The 24,647-nt window shown below is 52.2% G+C and carries 24 protein-coding genes; 12 read left to right on the top strand and 12 right to left on the bottom strand.

Annotated elements, in window-relative coordinates:
- Positions 1–7: 7 nt before the first annotated feature.
- From ACXYMU_RS08445 to ACXYMU_RS08435, 3 genes are all read right to left on the bottom strand, one after another.
- The gene (locus tag ACXYMU_RS08445; RefSeq protein WP_458985934.1) at positions 8–382 is read right to left on the bottom strand and encodes a hypothetical protein; all 375 of its coding nucleotides are present in this window, start codon (positions 380–382) and stop codon (positions 8–10) included.
- A 233-nt stretch (positions 383–615) separates the two neighbouring features.
- Positions 616–1,170, bottom strand: coding sequence for a 3'-5' exonuclease (locus tag ACXYMU_RS08440; protein WP_458985933.1), 555 nt, complete (start codon positions 1,168–1,170; stop codon positions 616–618).
- A 550-nt stretch (positions 1,171–1,720) separates the two neighbouring features.
- Entirely contained in the window at positions 1,721–2,866 is a 1,146-nt protein-coding gene (locus ACXYMU_RS08435; protein WP_458985932.1) for an MBL fold metallo-hydrolase, read from the bottom strand.
- Positions 2,867–3,181: 315 nt separating this feature from the next.
- On the opposite strand from ACXYMU_RS08435, the gene ACXYMU_RS08430 reads away from it, so the two are divergent.
- The 4 genes from ACXYMU_RS08430 to ACXYMU_RS08415 are packed head-to-tail and all read left to right on the top strand — an operon-like array spanning position 3,182 to position 5,701.
- Entirely contained in the window at positions 3,182–3,622 is a 441-nt protein-coding gene (locus tag ACXYMU_RS08430) for a hypothetical protein (RefSeq protein WP_458985931.1), read from the top strand.
- 5 nt (positions 3,623–3,627) lie between these two features.
- Positions 3,628–4,713, top strand: coding sequence for a toxic anion resistance protein (locus ACXYMU_RS08425; RefSeq protein WP_458985930.1), 1,086 nt, complete (start codon positions 3,628–3,630; stop codon positions 4,711–4,713).
- A complete protein-coding gene (locus ACXYMU_RS08420) occupies positions 4,713–4,889 on the top strand; it encodes a hypothetical protein (RefSeq protein ID WP_458985929.1) in 177 nt (58 codons plus the stop codon). The genes ACXYMU_RS08425 and ACXYMU_RS08420 overlap by 1 nt, the downstream gene beginning before the upstream one ends.
- Complete coding sequence (locus ACXYMU_RS08415; RefSeq protein WP_458985928.1) at positions 4,886–5,701, top strand: hypothetical protein; 816 nt, start codon at positions 4,886–4,888, stop codon at positions 5,699–5,701. Before ACXYMU_RS08420 ends, ACXYMU_RS08415 begins: the two co-directional genes overlap by 4 nt.
- Before the next feature lie 54 nt (positions 5,702–5,755).
- On the opposite strand, the gene ACXYMU_RS08410 is transcribed toward ACXYMU_RS08415, so the two are convergent.
- A complete protein-coding gene (locus tag ACXYMU_RS08410) occupies positions 5,756–6,967 on the bottom strand; it encodes a GAF domain-containing sensor histidine kinase (protein WP_458985927.1) in 1,212 nt (403 codons plus the stop codon).
- A gap of 565 nt (positions 6,968–7,532) precedes the next feature.
- Between ACXYMU_RS08410 and ACXYMU_RS08405 the strand changes: the two genes are divergently transcribed.
- The 7 genes from ACXYMU_RS08405 to ACXYMU_RS08375 all read left to right on the top strand — a co-directional run bounded on the left by ACXYMU_RS08405 (position 7,533) and on the right by ACXYMU_RS08375 (position 15,012).
- Positions 7,533–8,279, top strand: coding sequence for a hypothetical protein (locus tag ACXYMU_RS08405; RefSeq protein WP_458985926.1), 747 nt, complete (start codon positions 7,533–7,535; stop codon positions 8,277–8,279).
- 38 nt (positions 8,280–8,317) lie between these two features.
- Entirely contained in the window at positions 8,318–9,025 is a 708-nt protein-coding gene (locus ACXYMU_RS08400; protein WP_458985925.1) for a hypothetical protein, read from the top strand.
- 2 nt (positions 9,026–9,027) lie between these two features.
- Positions 9,028–10,362 (top strand): hypothetical protein, encoded by a 1,335-nt coding sequence (locus tag ACXYMU_RS08395; protein WP_458985924.1) that lies wholly within the window; start codon positions 9,028–9,030, stop codon positions 10,360–10,362.
- A gap of 13 nt (positions 10,363–10,375) precedes the next feature.
- Positions 10,376–12,370: a hypothetical protein gene (locus ACXYMU_RS08390; protein WP_458985923.1), complete on the top strand. Its 1,995-nt coding sequence runs from the start codon at positions 10,376–10,378 to the stop codon at positions 12,368–12,370.
- Positions 12,363–13,436, top strand: coding sequence for an aminotransferase class I/II-fold pyridoxal phosphate-dependent enzyme (locus tag ACXYMU_RS08385; protein WP_458985922.1), 1,074 nt, complete (start codon positions 12,363–12,365; stop codon positions 13,434–13,436). The genes ACXYMU_RS08390 and ACXYMU_RS08385 overlap by 8 nt, the downstream gene beginning before the upstream one ends.
- Positions 13,437–13,438: 2 nt before the next feature.
- Complete coding sequence (locus ACXYMU_RS08380) at positions 13,439–14,110, top strand: hypothetical protein (RefSeq protein WP_458985921.1); 672 nt, start codon at positions 13,439–13,441, stop codon at positions 14,108–14,110.
- Positions 14,111–14,178: 68 nt separating this feature from the next.
- Positions 14,179–15,012 (top strand): amidohydrolase family protein, encoded by an 834-nt coding sequence (locus tag ACXYMU_RS08375; protein WP_458985920.1) that lies wholly within the window; start codon positions 14,179–14,181, stop codon positions 15,010–15,012.
- A 173-nt stretch (positions 15,013–15,185) separates the two neighbouring features.
- On the opposite strand, the gene ACXYMU_RS08370 is transcribed toward ACXYMU_RS08375, so the two are convergent.
- The 7 genes from ACXYMU_RS08370 to ACXYMU_RS08340 all read right to left on the bottom strand — a co-directional run bounded on the left by ACXYMU_RS08370 (position 15,186) and on the right by ACXYMU_RS08340 (position 22,828).
- On the bottom strand, positions 15,186–16,571 hold the full coding sequence (locus ACXYMU_RS08370; RefSeq protein ID WP_458985919.1) for a sigma 54-interacting transcriptional regulator: 1,386 nt from the start codon (positions 16,569–16,571) through the stop codon (positions 15,186–15,188).
- Positions 16,572–17,025: 454 nt separating this feature from the next.
- Entirely contained in the window at positions 17,026–18,405 is a 1,380-nt protein-coding gene (gene mnmE / locus ACXYMU_RS08365) for a tRNA uridine-5-carboxymethylaminomethyl(34) synthesis GTPase MnmE (protein WP_458985918.1), read from the bottom strand.
- 87 nt (positions 18,406–18,492) lie between these two features.
- Positions 18,493–19,050: a thioredoxin family protein gene (locus ACXYMU_RS08360; protein WP_458985917.1), complete on the bottom strand. Its 558-nt coding sequence runs from the start codon at positions 19,048–19,050 to the stop codon at positions 18,493–18,495.
- Between the two features lie 142 nt (positions 19,051–19,192).
- Positions 19,193–20,332, bottom strand: a complete 1,140-nt coding sequence (locus tag ACXYMU_RS08355) for an App1 family protein (RefSeq protein ID WP_458985916.1) — start codon at positions 20,330–20,332, stop codon at positions 19,193–19,195.
- 48 nt (positions 20,333–20,380) lie between these two features.
- Positions 20,381–21,217, bottom strand: a complete 837-nt coding sequence (locus tag ACXYMU_RS08350) for a M48 family metallopeptidase (RefSeq protein WP_458985915.1) — start codon at positions 21,215–21,217, stop codon at positions 20,381–20,383.
- Between the two features lie 281 nt (positions 21,218–21,498).
- Positions 21,499–22,320, bottom strand: a complete 822-nt coding sequence (locus ACXYMU_RS08345) for a M48 family metalloprotease (RefSeq protein WP_458985914.1) — start codon at positions 22,318–22,320, stop codon at positions 21,499–21,501.
- A 103-nt stretch (positions 22,321–22,423) separates the two neighbouring features.
- Positions 22,424–22,828 carry a hypothetical protein gene (locus tag ACXYMU_RS08340; protein WP_458985913.1) on the bottom strand — a complete coding sequence of 135 codons (405 nt, stop codon included), beginning with the start codon at positions 22,826–22,828 and terminating at the stop codon, positions 22,424–22,426.
- Between the two features lie 174 nt (positions 22,829–23,002).
- Between ACXYMU_RS08340 and ACXYMU_RS08335 the strand changes: the two genes are divergently transcribed.
- Positions 23,003–24,088 carry a DNA topoisomerase IB gene (locus ACXYMU_RS08335; protein WP_458985912.1) on the top strand — a complete coding sequence of 362 codons (1,086 nt, stop codon included), beginning with the start codon at positions 23,003–23,005 and terminating at the stop codon, positions 24,086–24,088.
- A 121-nt stretch (positions 24,089–24,209) separates the two neighbouring features.
- Here the strand turns inward: ACXYMU_RS08335 and ACXYMU_RS08330 are convergent.
- Positions 24,210–24,647, bottom strand: a 438-nt coding sequence (locus tag ACXYMU_RS08330) for a transposase (RefSeq protein WP_458985911.1), incomplete at its 5' end; no start/stop codon positions are given.

Genomic DNA, 24,647 nt, shown 5'->3' with positions numbered 1-24,647 from the left:
GATGAGATTATTCGTCAGTGCCAATGGTGCCGGTGTCCCGCCAGGGAGGGGCGCAATCCCACTCCAGGCGCTGTGGCACGACCAACCCCAGGCTCAGAAACGAAACAGTGATGAAAAGGGGATTCGTGCTTACCCGCACCCTGGACATATCGCTTCCGGTTTGGCAGCCCGCAGCCCAATCCTCCGCTTTCCACAGTCCCCACACATAAGACCAGTGCGTCTTGCCCTGGTGCGACAGGTGTTTCGGGTTTGCAGGTTCATCGGCGATATGCCTGGACACCACCATGTCGCTGACTGTACAGGAATCTAACCCTAAAAACAGCAGACACAGGTAGCACCAAAGCCTGTATTTCTGCCCGGAAAAACTGATAAGCCTAACCATCGCATTAATTTACAGTTAATAATAGAGTGGGTATTAAAGTTAGAATTAATAATATTTTGAATAGATACGATTAGTTAAGAAAACAGATGTCCTGTTAGCCAAATTATAAAGCTTTCGAACGGTGTAATTGGCCATTTCTAAAGGCAGGTTGAAAAGTTGTATTTGCTTTAGATCGCAACCTATAATCCAGCATACGATTGGATCGGTCTGTAAGGCCAGCTAAACAGATGAGCTCACAAGGCACTAATCTTGCATCCCAGTCGGGCGGCGAAGTCAGCTTCTGAGGTGGTGCCGGTCAATTCAAAGGCTTTCAGCGAAAGGGAGGCGCAGGCATGGGCGTCGGAGGCGGCGCGGTGATGGTGAAAGTTGATGCGGTGCAGGTTACAGAGCGATTTCAGGTCATACCTGGGCACACCTTTCCAGATATTCTTAGAGAATTTCAGGCTGCAGGCATAACGGGCGCTTGGTAACGGAATATGGTAGGTAGCCAGTGTTTTGCGCAGCACGCTCATGTCGAAGCTGGCATTATGGGCGATCAGCAATTGATTTTCGAGGTAGGGCTGCAACTCCGGCCACAGTTCGCGGAAGTCAGGCTCGTGTTGCACATCTGATGGCCGGATGCCGTGCACTGCGATGTTGAAGGAATTGAAGTGCGGGTAGTATAAGGGTTTGATCAGCCAGGAGCGGGTTTCGATAAGCTGCCTGTTGCGCACCACCGTCACACCAATCTCACAGGGGCTGTCGCGTTGCGGCGTGGCCGTTTCAAAGTCTAATGCAATAAAATCCATTGCCAAATTTAGGCAATTATTCCTGTTCCGAATTATTGATTCTGATCAATACTGTCTTATTAACTTACCTCCCTCTGCCCCTCCCAAGATGTAGGGCCGTTAAGTTCTACATTATATTAAGTCATGGCGCGAGCGTCCTCGCTCGTGTCCTACTATTTTCTGACCCTTTGGGCCAGTTGAGTCGGAGACTCAACATTCACTTTAAGACACGAATCTGGAGATTCGCGCCAGAATCAAGTAGAACTTAACGGCCCTGCTCCCAAGAGGGGAATTTTCACTTTTATCTTTTTTACATCTACAGTATTCCCCTCTAGGGAGCATTATCGTTTCATTTCAATATTGCTTTCGCTCGCGTCTCGTGCGTGTAAGGTATCATTGGGCCTCTGGCCCAGCCGGGTTGCAAACTCGACACCTTTTTTAGACACCCCGAAGGTATTCGGGGCGCCAGTAAAGTAGAGAATGAAACGGCCCTGCTCTAGGTAGGGGTAGGTTTCTGTACAGCTGCTAATTGCACAGGTTGCACGCATTATTCCAGCCTAGGAAGGTTTACCTATCGATGGGTGCTATCTACATATTCTTTCCACCAGGTTTGCTGCGGTGTCTGGTGGTGCAGGATTACAGGTTCGCCAATGTGTGGCGTGGTGATGGAAACCAGCCTTTTATCCGCTTCCTGCGTGATTCGCTCGATGGGTTCGTTCCAGGGGTGCATGGCCAGGGCAAAGCTACCCCAGTGGATGGGGAGCAGCAGTTTGCCTTTTAGGTCGATATGCGCTTGCACCGACTGCTCAGGCATCATGTGGATGTTGGGCCAGAGTTTGTTATATTGCCCGGATTCCATCAGGGTAATGTCGAAGGGGCCGTATTTGTCGCCGATCTCCCGGAAGCCATCAAAGTAACCGCTGTCGCCGCTGAAGAAAATCTTGTCCTCCTTGCCCAAAATCACCCAGGAAGCCCAGAGGGTATGCATCCTGTCGGATAGTCCCCTGCCCGAGAAATGCCGCGCCGGTGTAGCGGCAAACGTCAGGCCCTGGAAAGATGCCTCTTCCCACCAGTCCAATTCTGTTATTTTGGCAGCTGGCACGCCCCAGCGCTCCAGGTGTGCGCCCACGCCCAGCGCCACGTAAAAGTGCCTGGTCTTTGCTGTGAGTGCTTTGATAGAGCCGTAGTCCAGGTGGTCGTAATGGTCGTGCGAGATCAGGATGGCGTCCAGTTCCGGCAAGTCTTCTATGGCGAGTGGGAGTTTCGAGAATCGCTTGGGGCCAATAAAACTGATGGGAGAGGCAATGTCGCCGAGCATCGGGTCGAGCAGGAGGCGCTTGCCATCTATCTCTACCAGAAAAGCCGAATGCCCCAGCCAGGTAATGACCGTAGCCGTATCCTGCCGTACGGTTAGTTGCTCCATGTCCACCATCTGCACCGGAAGCGTATGGTCCGGGGTCTTGTTGTTATCGTCGCCAAACAACTGCTTGGAGATCAGTTTCATGTAATCCCGGAAGCTGATCTCCATGCTGGTCGGTACCGTGTTCTGAAAAGCACCGTCATGGTAATGGGGAGAATTTCGCATCTTTTCGCGTCGCTGGCCCTCGGCCTCCGCCCCGAACTGCGGCGAGATCAGCGTGAACGAACAGCCAGCCACAGAGACGAGCAGCACGAAGATGCCCAGAAAGTAGAGCGGATATTTAATATAAGGGTGCATAGGGTTGCATTTTGCTAATCAGGAAGCTTTTTAAAAGCAAGCTCTTATTCTGCGGCAAGTTAAGCAAGTCTCTTGCCGAAATCGATTATTTGTTTGTGTTTGAGGAGCAACACCTAACCTGTTGTTTTGTTAAGGCGCTTTGCCAGGCATTGTTATACATGCGTTGCTTGCCATGGCCCACAAGCTATAAAACTGCCTTTGTGGCTTTAGCTGTTTCCACGCTTTGCTGAGCTCAGAAGGCGCGCTTTATCTCCGCATCCCTAAATCCCGTATAAAATATATAAACCTTCTTTTCGTGTATAAGTACATCTCATCATGCTGATCTTCTGGACGTTTGTAGTAGGGGCAGTGTTGGGCTACCTGTTTGGTTTTTACCTGAAGCCCAACCGACAATTGCGCAAGGCAATCGGGGCGGCGCACGCTGTCTGCCGAAGTGCCTTGGAGGACAGTAACAGGGGGGTATACCGCACGGTGGTTACGGAGCAGGCGCGGTCCTCGGAGCTGACTGTAGAGGTGAAAGAGCTGGCCGTAACGGAGGCCGGGCAAGTGAAGGTGCAGTATCTCAGCGCATTTTACAGGAACCCTGCGTTCCGGACCCGAAAAGGGGAGGCACTGTTAAAGGAAGTTCGGGACCTGCTGGGCGATTACCTGCCCCGCCACGAGATAGAATGGTATGAAAACGAAGCCCGGCAGTTACACCTCAAACAACAACTCCATACCCTCGACCAACTATCGAAGCAACAATTAGGAACCTAAGCACCATGGAAAAAAAAGAAATTACCCTGTCCGAAGACAAAGAGCAGATCCAGCGCCGCGCCCACGACATTGCGGCCACCATCGACCCTGAAAAGCCCGAAACCCTGACCAACTTCGGCGTAGAGACGCAGCGGAAATTAGGCTACTATTCCAATGAGCTCCTCACAAAGGTGAAAGCCAAAGACTCCGGCGACGCGGGAGCCGCTATTAACGAGCTGCTCACCCAGATCAACATGATCCGGCTGGACGAGGAAGAGAAGCGCAGTTTCCTGTCGCGGTTGCCGTTTGCCAAAAAGATCAAAGACCGCTCGCAGCGCATTGCCATCCAGTATAACTCCATCTCCGAGAACGTGGATGATGTGGTGGTAAAGCTCGAGAAAACCCGGCAGAGCATCATGAAGGACTCCACCACGCTGGAGGTGATGTTTAAGCAGGCCGTGGAGTACATACACGAGGTGCGGGCCGTGATTACCGCTGGCAAGATGAAAATAGAGGAACTGGAAAACCAAGCCATACCTGCCCTGCAGGCCGAAGTAGAGTCCAGCAACCAGGACGAACTGGTGGTGCAGCGCCTCAGCGATTTGGTGGCCTTCAAAGACCGCCTTGAGAAAAAAGTACACGACCTGACCTTGTCGCATACCATTGCCACGCAGTCCATGCCGCAGATCCGGATGATACAGACCACCAACGAGGTGCTGGCCCAGAAAATACAAAACTCCATCGTAACCGTAATTCCGGTATGGCGCCAGCAGGTAGCCATTGCCCTGGGGCTGGAAAAACAGCGTAAAGCACTGGAGATTCAGAAAAAGGTGACCGACACCACCAACGAGATGCTCCTCAAGAACTCGCAGCTGCTTAAGACCAATGTAGTAAGCGCGGCCAAGGAAAACGAGCGCGGCATCGTAGACGTAGAGACGCTGAAAAAAGTAAACCGCGACATGGTGGAGACGCTGGATGCTGTGATGAAGGTGTCGGAGGAGGGAAGCCGCAAACGCGCCGAGGCGGTGCAGGAACTCGCCGATGTTCAGGAAGAGCTGAACAGTAAAATCATCGGCCTATATGGCAGGACAAATAAAATTGAGACAGAGTAATGCCGGAAAAAAAATCCCAACAGCCCAACGCTGCCCAGTTCCTGACATCGGAACAGGAAGAGGTGTTGGCGGTATACATTCAATCGCTTGATCTTTATTTTGAGGAGCTGAAAGCCGCAGAGAAATTGCAGGTAGAAATAGAAACCCAGCACCTGAGGCGAATATTGGATATATGAGTGGGTTCTGGCGCTCAATTTTTGGTATGGGGGATGCTGCAGGCCAACGAAGGGTGGCAGAAGATGCCGCGCGTGTCCCGCAGAAAGACCTGCCCTATGTGCAGGAGTCGAGGCAGCGCCTGGAGGCGCTGCAGCATTTGTGCCACCGCTACCACGGCACACCTTACGCTGACCAAATCAAGGCCGTGCTGGAAAAGACAAAGCGCATCCATACCTATCTGCTGGAGAAGCAAAAACCCAGCGAACTAGAAGTGTTTCACCTCCAGTACACCGATCATTTCATCAGCACGTATACGGCCATTGTACAAGCCCATGCAGGCGAACAGCACAAAAGCCGGATGGCGATACGGGCAGGTGTCGCCGTCCGGAAAGTGGCTTCCCTGCTCTTCCGCAGCGACAGAAAAGAAGTGAAGGCGGCGCGGCAGAAAAACCAGGAAGTCAGCGAACAGGCCCTGCAAGACTTAAAAAGGGCACGCAGCACCGTTCCTAGATTATTGCTGCCCCAGATTGCTATCAACACCTACACTAAAATCACCTACCTCCTCGCTGACGATCCCGACAATATCAAAACCAGGGAAATCGGGTTCACGTCTGCGCCCGAGGAGAAGGAGTTCTTCCTGAATTACCTCACCGAGCACCTGGGAATCCACGACCTCTCCTATGTGGGAAATGCCTTGCTCTACCTACCCAGCGTTAACCAGGCCAGCCTGCCGGAAATGACGCCCGTCATTCATTGGAGTGACACCCTCTATGCCGTCTGCCTGACGCATTTTCGGTTATACCCCGTTAGCCGGAATGGGAGAGGGGCCTGAAACAAAAAAGCCGCTGCACAAGGCAACGGCTTTGGAATGATATTTTAAGCTAAATTAACAGACAGGCAGCCGGATGTCAAACTGCGTGCCTTCGCCCACCGTGGAGGTAATGTCCATGGTACCATTCAAGCCATCGATCAGGTATTTCACCAGCGGCAGGCCAAAGCCATACCCCTGCTCGCCCTTGGTCCCGTTGGTAGATGTAGAAGCCCCGGTCAGTATCTTATCTATGTTTTCCTGCGCAAGTCCCACACCGGAGTCCTTTACCTGAATGTGCAGCATAGAAGTGCCTTCCAGAAAATCCAGGTCCAGGTCCACGGAAACTCTGCCTGCCGGCGGGGTGAACTTTATGGCGTTCGAGATCAGGTTGCCCGAGATCTGCAACAGCTTGTTTTTAGGGAAAGGCACCACCCCGTTCTCTGGGTTAATAGCCACCGCAAAGTTGATGTTCTTGTTTTTGGCCTGCGGGGTATACAGCTTCTCAAGCTTGTCCTTAAATTGCAGCAGGTTTAATTCGTGCTCTTTCAGTTCAGGGGTTTTGGTAGCCGCCTGCAGTTCCGCGTTCAGGATCTCGTCGGCCAGTTCCAGTAAGGAAGTTCCGCTTTTCTGAATCATGTTGATGAACTGCAACACGTCGTCCAGCTTGTTTTTCTCGCCGCGCTTGGTAATTAGTTGTGCCAGACCAATAATGCCGCCAATCGGTCCGCGAATGTCGTGGGCAACGCGCTTCTTGACTTCCTTGGCTTCGTTCAGGTTATAGTTCAGCGAATGAATGGCCTGCACCATCATCAGGCGGTTCACAATCTCATCGGCAATAATTTTCAGCAGCTCTATTTTCTCCGGGTTCAGCGTCTTGTTTTCGGAGTCCAGCACACACAGTGCGCCAATGTTATGGCCTTTGTTGGTTCTGAGCGGAATACCGAAGTAGAACTTCAGGTGCGGTTGAGCTGTCACATACTCCTTGTCCTTAAAACGTTCGTCCAAGGTCAAATCCTTTACCTCAAAAGGGGCATCATTCATAATGGTATACTGGCAAACGGATTCCTCCCTGTCCATTTGCGTCACCTCAAAACCATGCCCTGATACCGTCCACTGGGTAAAGGAATCAATCAAGTTCAGCAACGAGATCTCTGTGCCGGCAACGCGTGCGGCCAGCTTCGTCAGGTCCTTAAACTTCTCGTCTAAGTTAGAGTAATCTAAGTCGAGTTCTGTCAGGTCTAAGACCCGCTCAAACTCATTTTCAGGAATGGGTGCTGTAAGGATCATGGTTGATTGTTTGTGTTTGTCTTTCAAATGTAATATGAAAAATCAAATACCAATCATCCCTGGTTATAAATAACGAACGTTGCTTTATTTGTCTAATAAAAGCTATGCAAAGTGCATTTAGCTGGGTTTGAGGATATCAATCAAATTGCATAATATTTTGAATTATTTTAAGATGTTATAACGCTGTTTTGTTATGTGCAAAGCAGTGGCCTGTGACTGAGAGAATTACCCGACCAGCTTACCCCTTGAGCAGGAGAAATATGGAATGGGTTTTTGTGAGATGTTCTCTTTCCTATAGAATGGATATTTGGGATAGATCTCTAGTTATCGCATCACATTTCATCAAGGCTTTCTACTTGGCGTTAATCTCTCTCCAATCATCCCATAGCTGATATCCCCTCTTTTCAGGCGAAATGAATTTCGCCTGAGCCGTACTTTTTTCTGGTCGAGCGAAACGCATTTCGGGGCCACCCCGCTCCATTGCCTGCAAACGCCCTTTTGAATTGTGGTACAGCATTTGGCATTAGCCAGTGTAATTGCAAAAATAACTTTAAATAATTCTGATATGCACGACATCGATCGCACTTTAAGAGAACAAGAGTATGCTGACGAAATGGATTTTGGTCAGGAGCTCGGAGATGGGGCCTACGCTGGGGAGTATGGCTTTACATCGGATGAACTAGACGGCTTCGGAAACGAGGCGGAGCAAGATTTTAGCCAGGAGTTTGATTTCGAGTTTATGTATGAGGACGAACTGCCTGACAGCCTGGAGATGGAGCTTGCCTATGAACTGCTCAGCGTGAGCAATGAGCAGGAGTTAGACCAGTTTCTGGGAAAGCTGATCAAGAAAGCCGGGCGGGCGGTGGGCAAGTTTGCCCGTTCCTCTGCAGGCCGTGCCATAGGGGGGATGCTAAAGTCTGTGGCTAAGAAGGCGCTGCCCATTGCAGGCTCAGCGCTGGGCACTTTTGTAGGTGGCCCCTTGGGTGGTGCCCTCGGAGGGAAGCTAGGCTCCATGGCCACCAAGCTCTTTGAGCTGGAGCTGGAGGGTATGAGTCCGGAGGACCAGGAGCTGGAAATTTCCAAAGCCTATGTACGCTTTGCCAACAAGGCGCTGAAGCAAGGTGCCTCGGTTGCTCAGAATAACCCCGGCGCCTCACCGCAGCTAGTGGCAAAAGCCGCCATTAAAAAAGCCGCCAGCCAATATGCGCCTGGTTTGCTGGCCGGAGGACGCAGCCGCAACCGGTCTGCCTTGCGCGGGCGAAAGGGAACCTGGGTGCGCAAAGGAAGGACCATCGTGCTGTATGACTTTTAAGGAAACGGTGGCATCTAAAAATTTTAAACGATACAGCTATGTACAACAACAGAGATCATGAGTTTGAAAGCGAAATGGAATTCGAGGATGAATTTGAATTCGATCAGGAAAGCGATGGGTATGGCCAGGAGTTCAGCGATGAATTTGACATGGAGTTCCTAAACGACCAGGAGGGGGAAGGGGAGGAAAGCATGGAAATGGAAATTGCCGGCGAACTTCTCACAGTCAGCAACGAACAGGAGCTAGACCAGTTCCTGGGGAACCTGGCCCGCAGGGCGGGAAGGGCGGCCTCCAATTTTGCCCGTTCCCGCGCGGGCCAGATGGTAAAAGGGGCACTCAAAAAAATAGCCAAAAAAGCGCTTCCCATTGCCGGTAAAGCCATTGGCACCTACTTTGGGGGTTCCAGCGGGGGAGACATCGGCAAGAAGTTAGGGGGGATGGCCTCACGCCTGTTCGAGCTGGAGTTGGAAGGGCTCAGCCCGGAAGACCAGGAGTTTGAGATATCCAAAGCCTACGTGCGCTTCGCCAAAGCCGCCATGCAAAAAGGGGCTAACCTGGCACGCAGTGGCTCAGGCGGCTCTCCACAGCAAATAGCGAAAGCTGCGCTTAAAAATGCCGCCAGCCAACATGCTCCGGGGCTTTTAGCCAACCGGTCCGGCAAGGGGAGTTCAAGAGGGTCGTCTGGCCGGAACCGCAAAGGGGGCTGGCTTCGGAAAGGGAACACCATCGTGCTATACGGATTATAAAGATGCGGTCTGTTGCTGACACACAGTTTCTGGAGAATGAGGCGCTCTCGCTTTTAGGCAGGTTGGAGATGCTCAGGCCCTTTGCCCTGAACACCCCTATGGTGCAGGCTGCTGCTATCTCCCCCGAGGCCCAACACGGCATCAATACTTTGCTGAACAGGGTCAGCAAGGAGGTGAGGGAAAAGATAGAGCAGTACGTGGCATGGCTTAAAAACCCGGCATCCGTCGGGGTGTCTGCCGCAGAGGCGCAAGGGCGTTTCGCATACCTGAAACTGCGGTTTAACAACCTCCTAGACCAGCTGGATATATTCGCGGATGTTTTGTCTCAACGGGGAGAGCATAATACCGGGGTATGGCTGGCAGGTCTGGATGTGTTGGCAAGGGATGCGCTGAACATCAAAGGGGACTTTTACGAAGCCCCCCCTTTGATGTGTTTTCTGGAGCGCGGGCATGGGGCTGCCATCAGGCGGGCCCGCACCCGCCTTCCGGGAGGCGACGATAACCCGGTGGGCGTTATACAAGTGCCCCGCGAAAGGCTGATCGGCAGCGGCATTGCCTCGTCGATTATACACGAGGTGGGCCACCAGGGGGCGGCACTGCTGCAGTTGGTCGATTCAGTGAAGGAGGCCATCGCACAGAAGGTTTCCCAAGGGGAGGAGGTGCGGGCATGGCAGCTGCTGGACCGGTGGATCTCGGAGATCCTTGCTGATTTCTGGGCGATGGCGCAGTTGGGCATTGGCGCGACACTGGGCCTGATCAATGTGGTAAGCCTGCCGACCTATTTCGTGTTTCGGGTTGCCACAGACGCCCCTCACCCTTTCCCCTGGATTAGGGTGAAGCTTAGCCTCGCCTTTGGGAAACTACTCTACCCGCACTTGCAGTGGCGGTACCTGGAGAACCGCTGGGAGACCTTTTACCCGCCAGACAAACAGCGTGCCTCCACCCGCTACACCATCCAGGCGCTGGAGCGCACGCTACCGGACTTTGTGGAACTGGTGGTGAATCATAGACCCAAAGGCTTGGGGGGGTATAAACTGAGAGACGTTTTCCCGGTTCAGGCGCGACAGCCCGCCCGCCTGCAAAAGCTTTTTAAGCAGTGGCGCTATGCCCCAACGCTGATGCACACGGCATCGCCCACGCTTGTTTTTGCGGTATTGGGCCAGGCCAAGTCCGATGGCAATCTCTCCACGGTGGAGGAAACGATGCTGCTGCAGCGCATGCTCACCAGGTGGGCCATGCAGCGCGCGAGGCAGCCCTGCGGTTGTGCCGGTTGCCAGCAAAAAAAGTTAGCGCACATCAGCCAGATCAATTTTTTAAACAGCATTACAACAAATTAAACAGGAGGATGATATGGAACACTCAGGTATTGTGCTGCTCTATCCGGAGGATGGAAAAGTACACGCAAACGATAAAATTAGGTTCTCGCTTCACATCGACAAGGACAATGACTCGGCTTTTGATGAAATCGACCGCATAGACTTTGAGCTGCGGAGCATGAAGCAGAAAAGCCATTTTAAGATAGCAAAGCGCAAAGTAAAGCCAGCCCTAAAAGACCAGAACGAAATAGAGTACATCTGGAAGGTGGACCGGCACCTGCGCGAGGGGATATATGAGGCGAAGGCTATCGTGTTGAACAAGGACGGCAATGTGCATGAGGACTTGACAAAGCGGATAGAGCCCACCCGTATTGAGGTGCTGCCGGCGCGGGGACAGACACAGCAGCAGGTGCACCTGGCTGAAAATACGGTTGTAGGCATCAGACCCGCTAAGGCGGGCATGCCCATACAGGTGGCCCTGCAGGAAACCAACCGTATCGACTCGCCGGACCAGTTGCTCTGGATTCTGATCCGAGACCGGACGGTGAAATACGATGCCTATGAGACGTTTATTGACAGTGTCATGTGCTTCGACAAACGCTCACACAGGGACCCAAATAGGGCCGTATACGCCCAGGCGAACAGGTTACCCTTCCACAATGTGGCCTCCTACAGTTTGCTGAAATATGCGACCGAGTTTTTCCTTATGCAGGAGTGTGGACTGGTGCCAGCGGGCTTGCTGCAACCGAATGCTTCCGTTGAACTTCTGAACCAATTCAACACCTCGGAGGAGCGGGGCAGAACCGCTCGCACGCACATTAACATGTCGGAGTTACGCGACGAGTACCTCAAGAAGCTGACAAATGGCAGTGAGTCAACCTACAGTTTACCATACCTTGATCTGATCAGGCAGAAGCTGCACGAGATACCGCTGAAGAAGCCCCATGAGATCGCCATAAATGACTTTGAGAGTGTGACTACGAACAGCGCCTGCTACGGCATCCTGAAAACGGAGCTGCTGGGGCCGTGCCTTATGGAGCTGATCTGGTCGTACTGGCACGAGGAGGGCGGACTGGTGCAGACCATGAACGCCATCAGTCGCCGTTTCCAGAACGTGCGGAGCGGGGTGGGCAAAGACCCGCTCGCCAACCTGAACCTCGACCCACTGCGCCCCCTGAACAACCTGCTGTGGGGGTATATTGAGGACGAGCGCAACCGCCTGAGCATTTCACGCCGTAACCTGGAGTACCAGTATGAGTACGGCATCTCCATGATTGGTAAGGCCGTGCCGCAGGTAAACGTGGTAGAGCACCGCACCGACTTTATCCGCGCCTTCCACAGCCTGCTGAAAGCCTGCGTTGATTTCTATAACCAGGCGAATTTCACAACGGTGATCCCAGACGGCTTCCCGCTGCTGAACCACCTGCGCGAGGTGCACCTGCTGCTGGCTGAAGGTGCCCACAACCAATACGGCGACCTGCCCTGGACTTCGCGCATCGAGATGCTGATTCAGCAATGGCTTTTGTCACGCCCCGAGATGCGGGAATTTATCGGCGGCCGCATCATGGTGCCGTACGCCGAGCCATGGATGGATAAAGTAGACACGATGAAAGGACTGCAGGGATGGAGCTCCACCAACATCACGCACTTCCACGACCTGGGCGTTTTCGGGGAGCAGCTGCTGCTCTCTATCCGGTTTGGAAACTGGAACTCCACCACAGGCGTGGGGGCGACCAACGCGGCTAACTGGGCCTATTACTGGCGCAACGAGGTGCAACGCTACGTACACGCATACAGTGCCGTGACAGGGGTAGACCTGGGTGCCGAGAATAAAGACAGCCGCGGACAGGCACTCGAAGTGGAAGACCGCTTCCTGCCACCTGCCCTCCTGATGCAGAAGCAGGAGGGTATACAGAAAAGCAGGAAACAATACTCCTTGCAAGCGTCCATGGCCCGACCTGGCGGCATGCAGCACCAGGGCATGATGGCACCCGCGCTGCAAGCGAATCAGAAAAAGCTAGATGGATGATTTCACCTCCTCGCTCTACCTGGGCCTGCGCCATCCTTCGCAGGACCTTCCCCCCTGGCAAAGCCTGACCACGGGGGTGCCTGCAACAGTGCGGGAGCCGCTCGAGAACCTGTTGCTCGCCCAGAAAGTTGCGCACATGCAGGGGCTTGAACAGGGAATCGTGGCCCCCTCATCGCTGCACCTTTTCTGGGATGTGCTGGGGAAACTGGCGCCAGGCACTCTGGTGTTAGCCGATGAGAAGGTGTATCAGATTGCTCAGTGGGGGCTGGAGAGTGCCGTTTCGCAGGGAACTGCGGTGAGGTATTTCAAGCACCACAACCCGAGCAGCCTGCATCAGAGGCTTGGCGCACAAACCAGCTTCAGGCAGTTGGTGGTCGTGACCGACGGTTGGTGTCCCCACTGTGGCCGGGCTGCCCCCTTGCCCGCTTACCTGGCAGTGTTGCGTCAACACAAGGGGGCACTTCTGGTAGATGACACCCAGGCTTTGGGGATTTTAGGCGCACATCCTTCCCGCGCGATGCCTTTCGGCACAGGTGGAGGAGGACTGCTGAAGTGGTATGGTGTGCAGGGGCACGATATCATCACGATCTGTTCGTTGGCAAAAGGGTTTGGGGTGCCTCTGGCTGTATTGAGCGCCAGCAGGAATAGGATTAGGGCATTTAAGCACGTGAGTGATACCCGGATACACTGTAGCCCGGCTTCTGCGGCGCATGTGGCAGCAGGCCTGTCAGCTCTGCAGGAAAATGAGCGCAACGGGGGCAGCCTCCGGTTGAAACTGCTGCAGCGCACCAGCCTTTTCAGGCAGCTATTGCAGCTAAAGGGGCTAAAACCGAAAGGCAGGTTTTTCCCTATGCAGACGCTGCACCTGCAAAACAATGCAGAAACTGAGTCAGTGTACCAGCAACTCCGGGGGCAGGGAATTTATACCCTCTTACTGGCTCCGCATCAGCCTGGCGGGAATGTTGGGCTAGGGATTTGTCTTTCTGTCAGCCATACCCCCAGCCAAATCACGCGCCTCGCCAGCACCCTGTTCAAGTTAACAAAAGGTATCCACCAAATGGTTTAGCTATGTATACTTCATTAACGTACGCTCCACACCGGGTCTTTCCTGCCACTGACAGGGAAGTGCTCTCAAAAGACGATGTGAAGGCGTTTGTCGCCTCCAACAAATCAGGCTTACCCGTCACCCGGCTGCGGGCCATCATTACCCTCCGGGATCGGAAACCAGCGTTCAATATCAAAACAACCGTGCCTTTTAAAACACCCCACCTGACGAGCGGCATCGGCGGCCTCGACTCCAGTTTAGTGCCTGTGCAGGAGCGGGCAGGCCGTGCCTATGTATCCTTGCCCAGCAGGGGCGTGCGCGGAAACGGGGGCGTGCTTTTTCTGCCAGCCAAAGGATCCAACAAGGTAGAGCTGTTTACCTGGAATACAGAACCAATGACCTTAAACAGGCAAATGTCTAACCAAAGCCATGCAGAAAAGCAGTTCCTGAATTGGTTTAAAGGCCATACCCGGCTATACCCAAGCTTTGCCCGGAGAGTCAGCGCGATTCAGCTCTTCCTGAACCGGAGCCCCTGCGCGTGGTGCACGTATGATTTGTGCAGCTTCCTGCGGGTGTATGGGTATGAGAACAAGGTAAAGATTCACTGGTCTCAGAATTACAACAAAGGCACACACAGTAGCGTGAACACTGCAAAACTAAAAGCCTGTGGGTTTGAGGTATACCCACCGAAGTAACATTCTGCTTGGCAAGACCTATAACACACCAGGACTCCATTTCCTGACTAAAGATAATCACCGAGAAAATGATCATAGACTGCCATTGCCATGCCGGAAAAGGGGACGGGCTCACGGGGCCTTGGGACACCGATGCGCCCTTAACGGATTACGTGAAGTGGGCACGTGAGGCTGGCATTCAGAAAACCGTGTTGTTTGCAGCTTTCCATTCAGACTACCAGGTAGCTAACCGACAGGTGGCGGGCATCGTGCGTCGTCACCCCGGCATGTTTTACGGTTTTGCTTTCATACACCCGCAGCGGGACAGCGGGCGGGTGTATGAGATGGTGAAGACGGCTGTGCAGCAGTACAAGTTCTGCGGCATAAAAGTGCACCGCTATGATGCCCGCATCACGCGGGAGATTTGCGAAACTGCCCGCCGGTTTAAGCTGCCGGTGTTGTATGATGTGGTAGGGGAGGTGGCGGTAATAGAGCTATTGGCAAGCCAGTACCCGGACGTGAATTTTATTATTCCGCACCTGGGCAGTTTTGCCGACGATTGGAAGGCACAAACAGCCATGATTGACCACCTGGTGCGCCACCCGAACATTTATACCGACACCTCCGGCGTGCGCCGATTCGACATTTTGAAGAAGATGTTTCAGCGCGTTAAGCCCCAGAAGGTTCTGTTTGGTTCTGACGGCCCCTGGCTGCACCCCGGCGTAGAGCTGGCGAAGATCAAAGCCTTGCACCTTTCGTCCGGTGCCGAACGGTTGGTGACAGGTGGAAACTTCCTCCGGTTGATCGCACAGGTGAAAACAATCCCTTTGCCATCATTCCAAGCCACCCCGGCAGTAAGCAATGAAATGACTATACCCACATACCGCGACCCTTGGTTGATTGGCTTAACCGAGGATATGTAAAATACAAATCAACAACTGTCTTTAAAATCCCCGTATCTGTCATTTCGACCAACGCGAGAAATCTGCATTATAACTTACCTGATGAAAGTTCAGATTTCTCCCTGTGGTCGAAATGACACATCTGTTACCATCGGCTCAGGGAATTATGACAGACGTATAGGTGCTGTCCTGGCTTATACGGGCCTGTGGTAACCATTCAACGGCTCATTTTTCAAGTGCATCTGCAATATCCGTTCGCTGCAGCCTAATGTTTTAGCGGCAAGCTGTATGTTCCCTTCCGTTTCCTCTACCGCTATTTCTTTCGCAATTGTTGTGACAAGCTCTTTTAGGTCTTTCAGGCCAATGCCGGTATAAAGCAGTCTGCGCACTGCCTGTTCCAGTTCCTGCTTGCCCGGTAACGCTGTCTCGTCCTCAAAGTCAGGACGGTCAGCCTCCGGAATATCGCCGAGGGTAAATGGCCCGTCGCCCACATGCTTGTTGGCAATGCGGCTCACCAGTTGCTGCAACTCACGCACATTTCCCGGATAGTCGCGCACCATCAGGTATTGGTATACCTCCGGGTTAACCGGTTGCAACTTGTGGTGGAAGTGCTGCAGGAAATGATCCGTCAGCAGCGGGATATCTTCGCGGCGCTCCCGCAGTGGGGGCAATTTGCAGGTATACCCCGATACCCTGTAAAACAGATCTTCCCGGAACTGCCCGTTTTTTACATCCTCAGACAGGTTGCGGTTTGTTGCGCTAATTAACCGGAAATTTGTTTTACGCCAGGTATTGCTGCCCACCCGCTTATAGGTCCCTTCCTGTAGCACCCGAAGCAGCTCGGCTTGCAAACCAGTAGGTAGTTCCCCCAGTTCATCCAGAAAGAGCGAGCCGCCATTTGCCAGCGCGAAGGCCCCGTCCCGGGTACTGATGGCATTGGTAAAGGCTCCCTTTTCATGCCCAAACAGTTCACTGCCCGATAGACCCGGTACAATGGTTGTGCAGTCCACCACGATCAGCTCCTTTTTCTCCGTTCGACTATCCAGCTCATGTATCCCCCGGCTGATCAGTTCCTTGCCCGTACCGCTCTCGCCCAATAGCAAAACCGGGCAGTTAGCGGAGGCCATTTCCACGACTTGCCGAATGGTGGAGAGCCATATCTTGCTGTTGCCAATCAGGTGCTGCTGCAGGTAGTGCAACTGCTTTTCCGCAGACTCCCAGTAGCTAAGCCGTGCCAAAATAGAGTCCAGCGGTTTTGTAGCTGCATCCCAGACGATCACATCTGATACCCCTGCTTTGAGTAATTTCCAGGCAGCACCCTGTGGGATAGGTTGTAAGGAAACAGCCACCAACTGCTGTGCGCAGGCTTGTGCATACCCTTGCACGTGTTCGATGACTTCCTCCAGCTTCGACTTTTGATCAAAAAATAAGATGCCTGGGCCCTGTGGGGTGTCCGCAGGATGGCGCGCATGCAACCCGATGGCAGCGGCTTCCATGGTACAGATTACATCCGCTAGTTCATTGTACTGCTGGCTGAAGTTACTAAACCATACATCATAGTGAGTCGTCTTTACTTTCATGGTTCTTTGGGTAATGCATACCTAATGAATGCTGAAGAATCAGCGTCCTACGAAACCAAGGAATGATGCCTGCTTTACATGGAAAGCAGTAACGTCATCTACAGGGATTGCTGATGGCGAAGCAAGGGCAAAAGCTCGGGGAAGCTTTGATTATACATTTATATATCTTGTAGGTAGCGCCTACCTTATGTTATTAGATAAAATTCAACTTAATTATTTTACTATTTATTTATACATAGTTAATGTAATAGTGTTGTGTTTTTAGAATCTAAATCAGCTATTTTGCTGAAAATCCTTATGACATTAATATTGGAGTAATACTATTGATGGTTTTAGCGTTCAAGATATCATTAAACAAATAGCTCTTGTGAATAAAGGACACGTGTTAATATTTAAGTATTTGCACAGTATAAAAATAAGTTGGAATAATAGTATATATGTTTATTTTGTGGCCTTATTTGCCGATGCAAAACTTCGTGAAAATATTATCCAGCAAATCATCTGTGGTGATTTCACCCGTAATTTCACCTAAGCTATACAAAGCTCGGCGGATGTCTGCGGCTACGAGGTCACCGCTCATGCCGAGGGCTAAGCCGTTCAGTACGTCATCCAAGGCAGCGTAGGTTTTGTTGAGGCTGTCGACGTGGCGGAGGTTGGTGACGATGGTCTGGCTGCTGGTGTTGAGCTTGCCCAGGTTCACTTTTTCAACCAGTGCTTGTTTCAGTTCATCCAGGTTCGCGCCTTCTGCAGCTGAGATGGTAACCAGGCCTTCGATACCCTCGAACGCTGCTACTTTGTCAGCAGGGGCACGGTCTATTTTGTTGGCTACGGCTACTAATGGCAGCTTTTTCGGGTTCAGTCGGTCTAACTCAGCCTGCACTTCCTGGGCGGTTACCTCTGTGATGTCGAACAGGTAAATAATCAGCGAGGACTGGCTAAGCTTCTGCATGGTGCGTTCTACTCCGATGGCTTCTACCTTGTCGGTGGTTTCGCGCAGGCCAGCCGTGTCGATGAAGCGGAAGCTGATACCTTCGATATTAATCTCGTCTTCGATAAAATCGCGGGTAGTGCCGGGCACATCCGATACGATGGCTTTTTCTTCGTTCAGGAGTTTGTTCAGGAGTGTGGATTTTCCGGCATTGGGATTCCCTACAATTACGGTTGGCACCCCGTTTTTGATCACATTGCCCAGTTCAAACGACTTCAGCAATTCGCGAATGATTGCCTGTATGTTCAGGATGAGCGTGCGCAGTTGGTCTCGGTCGGCAAACTCTACATCCTCTTCACCAAAATCCAGTTCCAGTTCGATCATCGAAGCGAAATGAACCAGTTCCGCACGTAGACGCTTTATTTCCTGGGAAAACCCGCCCCGCATCTGCTTCATGGCCACTTCATGCGAGAGGGCAGAGTCGGAGGAAATAAGGTCCGCCACAGCCTCTGCCTGCGCCAAATCAAACTGGCCGTTCAGGAAAGCACGTTTGGTGAATTCACCGGCATTGGCCAGACGAGCGCCTTTTTTTAGCAGGAGTTGCACAATCTGCTGCACAATAAAGTCTGAACCGTGACAGGAGATTTCTACCACATTCTCTTTGGTATAAGAGTGCGGCGCCACAAACAACGAAACCAGTACTTCGTCCAGCACTTTCTCATTATCGCGGATCGTGCCGAAATGGATGGTGTGGCTGGCTTGATGCGTTAGGTCTTTGCCCTTGAAAACAGCATTGGTGATGCGGATGGCCTCTGGTCCGGAAAGGCGTATAACGGCAATGGCGCCTACGCCGGGAGCGGTGGCAACGGCTACAATGGTGTCGGTCGTGAAATGCTGCTGTGTCAAATCTATAAATTAGGCTTCGTCTGGAAGGCAAATTTACGATTTTAATAGGGGATATAATAGGGGCAGGGGCAGTTGGATAGTTAAACTCTATTTTCCCTGTTTCTCATACTCCTGCCACGTCATTTTTTGGTGGTGGTTTTCGCCGAAGTAACGGAGGATCTGGCTCATGCTTTTTGCTTGAATATACCCCGGAACCGGTGACAGCATGTTCATTTGCTCGTCTAAAAACACAGTGCTGGGATAACTCATCTGCCCGTTTAATAAGGCAATGGCCAGTTCATGCGACTTATACTCGGGCTTGAACGTGAATGTTTGGCCTTTGATCGTGATCGGCTGCTGGCCCTCGGCATCCAGCTTCACGGCATAATAATGCTTGTTAATGATGGCTGCTACTTCCGGATCATTAAAGGTTTCCTTATCCATCTTTTTGCACCAGCCGCACCAGTCGGTGTACACATCCACCATCAACTTGCGGGGCTCTTTTTTCAGCCGCTTTTCAGCTTCCTCAATGGTCAGCCACTCAATTTCCTCCACTGCGCGTTCCGCAGAGCTTTCCGAAACCACTGCCGGAAAAGTGACTGGAGTCGACAGGTTCGACAAGGTGGAGGTGGCTAGAAGCAGCGCTAAAACAGGGGTATAAATCATCAGGTATAACAGTAAAGGCTTTAGGATTCAGATGATAAATTAACGTAAAAAATCAATCACGGTATGCACCGGGTTACAACAAATGTGCCACGAAGGTAGCTATACTAGCCTCCTGTGCTGTAGTATATGGTGCGTTGACTTTTTACTTATCTCCCTGCTTGTCGAGCGCCGACTCCTCACTGACTTCTTTTACTTGCTCGGTAAAGATAAAGCCACAGTCGGCGGCATGCTCAGCGGCGGCAGTGGTTTCTTTTATCAGCACCATTTCCACCTGCCCATCCTGTTTCAGTTCATCTGAAATAGTGGTGACGGCCTTTGTGCGCTCCTCAATATTCACGTCCCGGATATAAACAGCCATGATACGGCCCGGATAATTTTTGACAACCTCCCTATAGATGGTGGCATCCAGCTGCCCGCTATCGCCGATCAGTATAAAATTGAGCTTCGGATAGGTCATCAGGATATTCTCGATCTCCTTATATTTATGGCTCATGTGGTCGGAGTGGCCGAGCTTGTTTTCATCAAACCCGAAATCGCGGAGCAGCAACGGCCCTTGTGGGATGTCATTCAGCTCCAGGAAATGGTAGAGCAGATCGTAATTGTTCCAGGGGCTGCTGGATACATAAAAGAAAGGGTTGTTGCGCTTGCCATTCCGGCCGAGTTGCAGTGACTGGTAAAACTGCGACACGCCATGAAACGGAATGCGGGTATGGGCGTTGTTGAGCAGCACATTTCTGCCAGTCTCCAGCAAACTTGTGGCGCCAGTCCGCACAATAGTATCGTCGATGTCGGAGATGATGCCATACTCTGCATCGGGCGGGGGCACCAGCACATAAGCCGTCTCATGGATATCGCCTTCCAGTTTCACGGGGGCATCGATAAGTTTAATCTGAATCGGGTGCCAGATATCGTCTAGTTGAAGTGGTTTGGGAGGTTCGATGTTCAGCACAAAATAGCCTTCGGCATCCGAGGTAATCTCATGGGGCTCTCCTTGCAGGGTAAGTTGCAAGCGGGCATTCGGAATCTCATCGCTCTCGAAGCGCCGGTACATATTCAGCAGGTTCTCCCACAACGTGTCCTGGCCCTCCGCGCGTTTGATGCCTTTGTCCACTAACACGCGGCCCTTCACATACAAACGCTCTGGTGTGCCATAACTGCGGTAGGTGACAATTTGCAAAGGGTGGTTCATTCCCAAGCGGCTCTTCAGCTCGAAGGTAAGTTGGTCGAGTTTCTCCTCTGCATTGAGGAGGGTATGGGCAGCTTTGTTTTTTAGGTTCTTCATGGCTGTGCAGCAATGCAAATGCCTGCTTGGTAGGGCAGGCATTCAGGTTTAGAGATTCAGGGCTTGTTTCAGTTGGTTAAAGTCAGTGTCAGGGGCGGAGGTTAGTTTGCAGCCGCGCTTTTCGGCCAGCTGCGCTATGTTCTGGATGCGGTTGCCGGGGTTGGGGTGTGTGCTCAGGAACTCCGGTGGCGCTGCGGCCTTATCCGCGTCCTGCTGCAGTTTCAAAAAGAACCCGGCGGCTCCGTCGCAGGCATAATAATTCGTGCCGCCCAGGTAATGCACCGAGAATTTATCAGCCTCCTCTTCCGCATCGCGGCTGAACTTCAACCCCGCCAGGGTACCCGACAGCTGGGCTGCGATCTGTTGCAGGGTGCCAGGGTCATTGCCAAGAGCGACCGACAGCAGCAGGGCAATGCCGTAATCGCGCTGCAACTGCTTCACGCTGTGCCGACGGTCGGCATGTGCGATCTCGTGGGCCAGCACTCCCGCAAAATGGTCTTCATCCTCCAGGTATTTGATCAAGCCCGTAAAAACATAGATATGGCCGCCCGGGGAAGCAAAGGCATTCAATGTCTCGTCCTCCTTGATAAGCGTCACTGTCCAGGGGAATTCCTGCTTGTACTTCACTTCACCGGAGTTCAGTACCCGATTCACGATACGGTCGAGGTTCTGGTAGGCTTGCTGCACGTTGGCGCTGTTGTTACTGCGCTCTAAAAGCTTTCCTTGCGCACGGTAGGTGGAGTCTACTTTTGAGGCGACCTGCTGTCCCAGCTTGATGTCGTCTTCGATCGAAAAGATAACCCCATCGCCGTCTTCGCAGCTACTCAGCATCAGGCAGGTAAAGAAAGTAAAGAACCAGCAGGCTAGCGTATGTTTTGTTTTCATGGGTATGGTTTACAAAGCAACGCCACACTCTAAGCCCCTATTGTAGGCCGTGGTGGTAACAGATTACCTGTGGCTTGCATTTTGCTTACGGGGGTAGGCCGCGCCAAGGTTTCAGCTACCAGCGTTGTACGGCATAACCTGCTGGATATGTGCCTGCCTATATTTTATGATGACTGTATACAGCGCATCACCGCTCAAAAAGTCGGGGTATAAAATGCTACAATAAGTTACACCGCAGCAAGAATGTAGGTAGGAGGCCCCGCTGCGCGAGGGGTGCAATATCAGAGTTGGAGGAGGGCCTTTTGGAGGTTATCAAAATCTGATGCAGGGGATGTGCGCGTAGTGCACCCTTTTTGCAAGGCGGCCTCGTGAAGCTGTTGCGTGCGGTTGTAATTTTGATGTGTATACAGGTAGGAGGAAAAAGAAAGCGGTTCCGTATCCTGTTGCATCAGCTCAAAGAAACTGCCTGCTCCGTCGCAGGCATAGCTGCCGGTTCGGTCCAGATAAACAACGGAGAAATGGTCTGCTTCCGTTTCAGCTTCGCGATTGTAGCTCAGTCCTTTCATCTGACCTGTTAGCATGGAGGTTAAGTCATGTAGGGTGGCAGGAGCTTTCCCGATAGAGGCTGCGAGCAGCAAACTCACCGCGACGTTTTGTTGCACTAGCTTTGCGTAATGCCGTTTGTCGGCATGGGCCATCTCATGCGCTAACAAACCGGCCAATTGCTTTTCTTCCTTTATAAACTTGATCAGTCCGGTATAAATAAACAAGTGACCACCCGGGGTTGTGAAGGCACTTCGGGTAGCATCGTCGTGTACAAGCGTAATGTCCCAAGGAAAAGTCCGTTCGTACTTCAGTTCACCGGAGGCAAGGATGCGGCCCATGATCCGGTCAACACTTTGATAGGCTACGATAATAGGAGTTTTCGAGCTTGTTCGCTCAAGCAACTTGCCTTCAGCCCTGAAAGTAGCCTCGGCCTCTGCTGCTATCTGCTGCCCTAGCTTTATGTCGTCCTGTGCCGTGAAAATCAGGCCATCGTTGCGTTTGCAACTCCCTAGTAAAAACAGAAAGACAAACAGAAGGTGGGGTATACGAGGAGCCATCTTAACTTAAAATGGGGGTGAAGGGCTTATGCTTTTATAGCTCAGTTTGCTGCATAGCCGGTATGCGTGTGCTTTGGGCATTTGCTGGGTTTGCAACAATCTTTTACTTTGTTTCTCTCAGCACTTGTTTGCTGAACATCACGGATACGGCCAGGGTCAGGAAGGCAATCACCAGCATCGCTGTGGTCAGCAGGAAGGCCATGCCCGCCGTTTCGGTGGAGAGGGTATGCGCTGGTTGCCGCATCACGCCCAGCAGGTTCATAAAGTAGGTTGCCGAGCGCCAGCCCAACAGCAGCGTGAGCACACCGGCTTCTGCCATACCCAGTATAAATCCCCAACGTTTACCCCGGTTCAGGAAATGCCCTGCCGTAAGCCCCAGCAAGCCGCCGGCGGCACCGGTCAGAAGTGCTGTCATGGCTTGTTCGCCGGCCAGGTCTACGGCCACCACGCCGCAGGCAATCAGGAAAAAGCCAAAGAAGGCATAGAGGTAAGAGATATTCTTGTGCATGGTTTACAGCAAGGTTAGGTGAAGGCGCCATACAAGGGCGTCACAAAAGCAAATATAAAAGAGATTCCTTGGGTTTTGACAAGTACCCGTTAAAAGGGCGGTTTAATTGCACAACTTTTGCCTGAAACTCAAGTATGAAGTGCTTGGGCAGAAGCAGTTGAGGCGCCCTGTAAGATGGCTAAGAAAAACGAAGTTCACGAATTATACGCCGACCCGACCAAATCGGCGGCTTGGGCAGGATTGCGCTATACCACCGACGAGCGACCGGGTTATGGCCGCAAAAAGGCAGGCAAAGGATTCTTTTTTATCGATGAGAAAGAGCAGCGGGTGACGGATGAGAAGGTGCTGGAGCGCCTTAACAAACTGGTGATACCGCCTGCCTGGTCGGAGGTATGGATATGCAAGTCGCCTAAGGGACACCTGCAGGCGACAGGCCGCGACGACAAAGGGCGCAAGCAATATATCTACCACCCGCAATGGCAGGAGGCCCGTAGCCTTACCAAGTTCGGGCGCATGATTGAGTTTGGGCGGAAGCTTCCGAAGCTGCGGGAACGCATCGAGGAAGATATGAACTCACGCAAACTCGACCGCCGGAAAGTCACAGCCCTGGTGCTGCTACTGATGGATAATGCTTTGATCAGGATCGGGAACCGGCATTATGCCAAATCAAACAAATCCTATGGCCTCACCACCCTTCGCGACAAGCATGTGAAAATTGATGGCAGCAACATTCAGTTCTCCTTTCGGGGCAAGAAAGGCGTGGAGCATGAGATCGGTTTGCAGGACAGGCGGTTGGCCCGGCTGGTGAAGAAATGCCGTGATATTCCGGGGTACGACCTCTTTCAGTATTATGACGAGAATGGCGAGCGGCAGACGTTGGAGTCGGGAGATGTGAATGAATACTTGCGCGAGGCTACCGAGGAGGATTTTACTGCCAAGGACTTTCGGACCTGGGGCGGCACCGTGAAAATGGTGGAATGCCTGGAGCGTGTTATGGATGGGAAGGAAGAGATGGAGAAAGAGAAATGCGTTCGGGAAGCCGTGAAAGAGGTGGCTAAAGGACTTGGCAACACCCCCACAGTTTGCACGAAATACTATATCCACCCTGAGGTGGTGAACATGTTTAAGGAGGATAAACTACTGAAATACCTGGCGAAGCACCGGGAAACTGATTCCACAACAGAGCACCTTTCTAACACCGAAGCATTTGTTTTGAAAATGCTGCAGCGTATAGCCAAAGAGAAAAAGGTAGCGGCTTAGGAGTGGCGTTACTGAGGGAGTGTAATTTAAACTGTGTCATTTCCATGTTTTACATTACTGGCCCTGTTGGTGTACTGGTGTGAATCCTTACAGCAACAGGGCCAAACTTTTGAAGTGCGTCTCACTTCAAGTCCAGCTGCATTCTGTCCCCGAACCAGATGGCTAGTTGCTGTACCGTCTGGCTCCAGTTACTGAGCGGCATGACCCACTTTTTGCTGATGTTCTGGTGCGAGAGGTAGATCAGCTTCAGCAGGGCCATGTCCGTTGGGAAAGCCCCCTTGGTCTTGGTCACCTTCCTGACCTGGCGGTGAAAGCCCTCGATGGTGTTGGTGGTGTAGATCAGGCGGCGTATGGGTTCGGTGTACTTAAAGTACGTGCTCAGCTTCTCCCAGTTCCGCTGCCGGCTCTCCAGCACCTTGGGGTACTTTTTGCCCCACTTCTCCTCCAGCTCCAGCAGCCGCAGCTCGGCCAGTTCCTTTGACTCTGCCCGGTACACGGGCTTGAGGTCCCGCATGAACTCCTTCTGGTCCTTAGAGCCCACATATTTGATGCTGTTGCG

The sequence above is a fragment of the Pontibacter sp. CAU 1760 genome (assembly GCF_054482735.1).
Note: the sequence above shows the minus strand (reverse complement) of the source record. Positions and strands in the feature narration are given on the sequence as shown.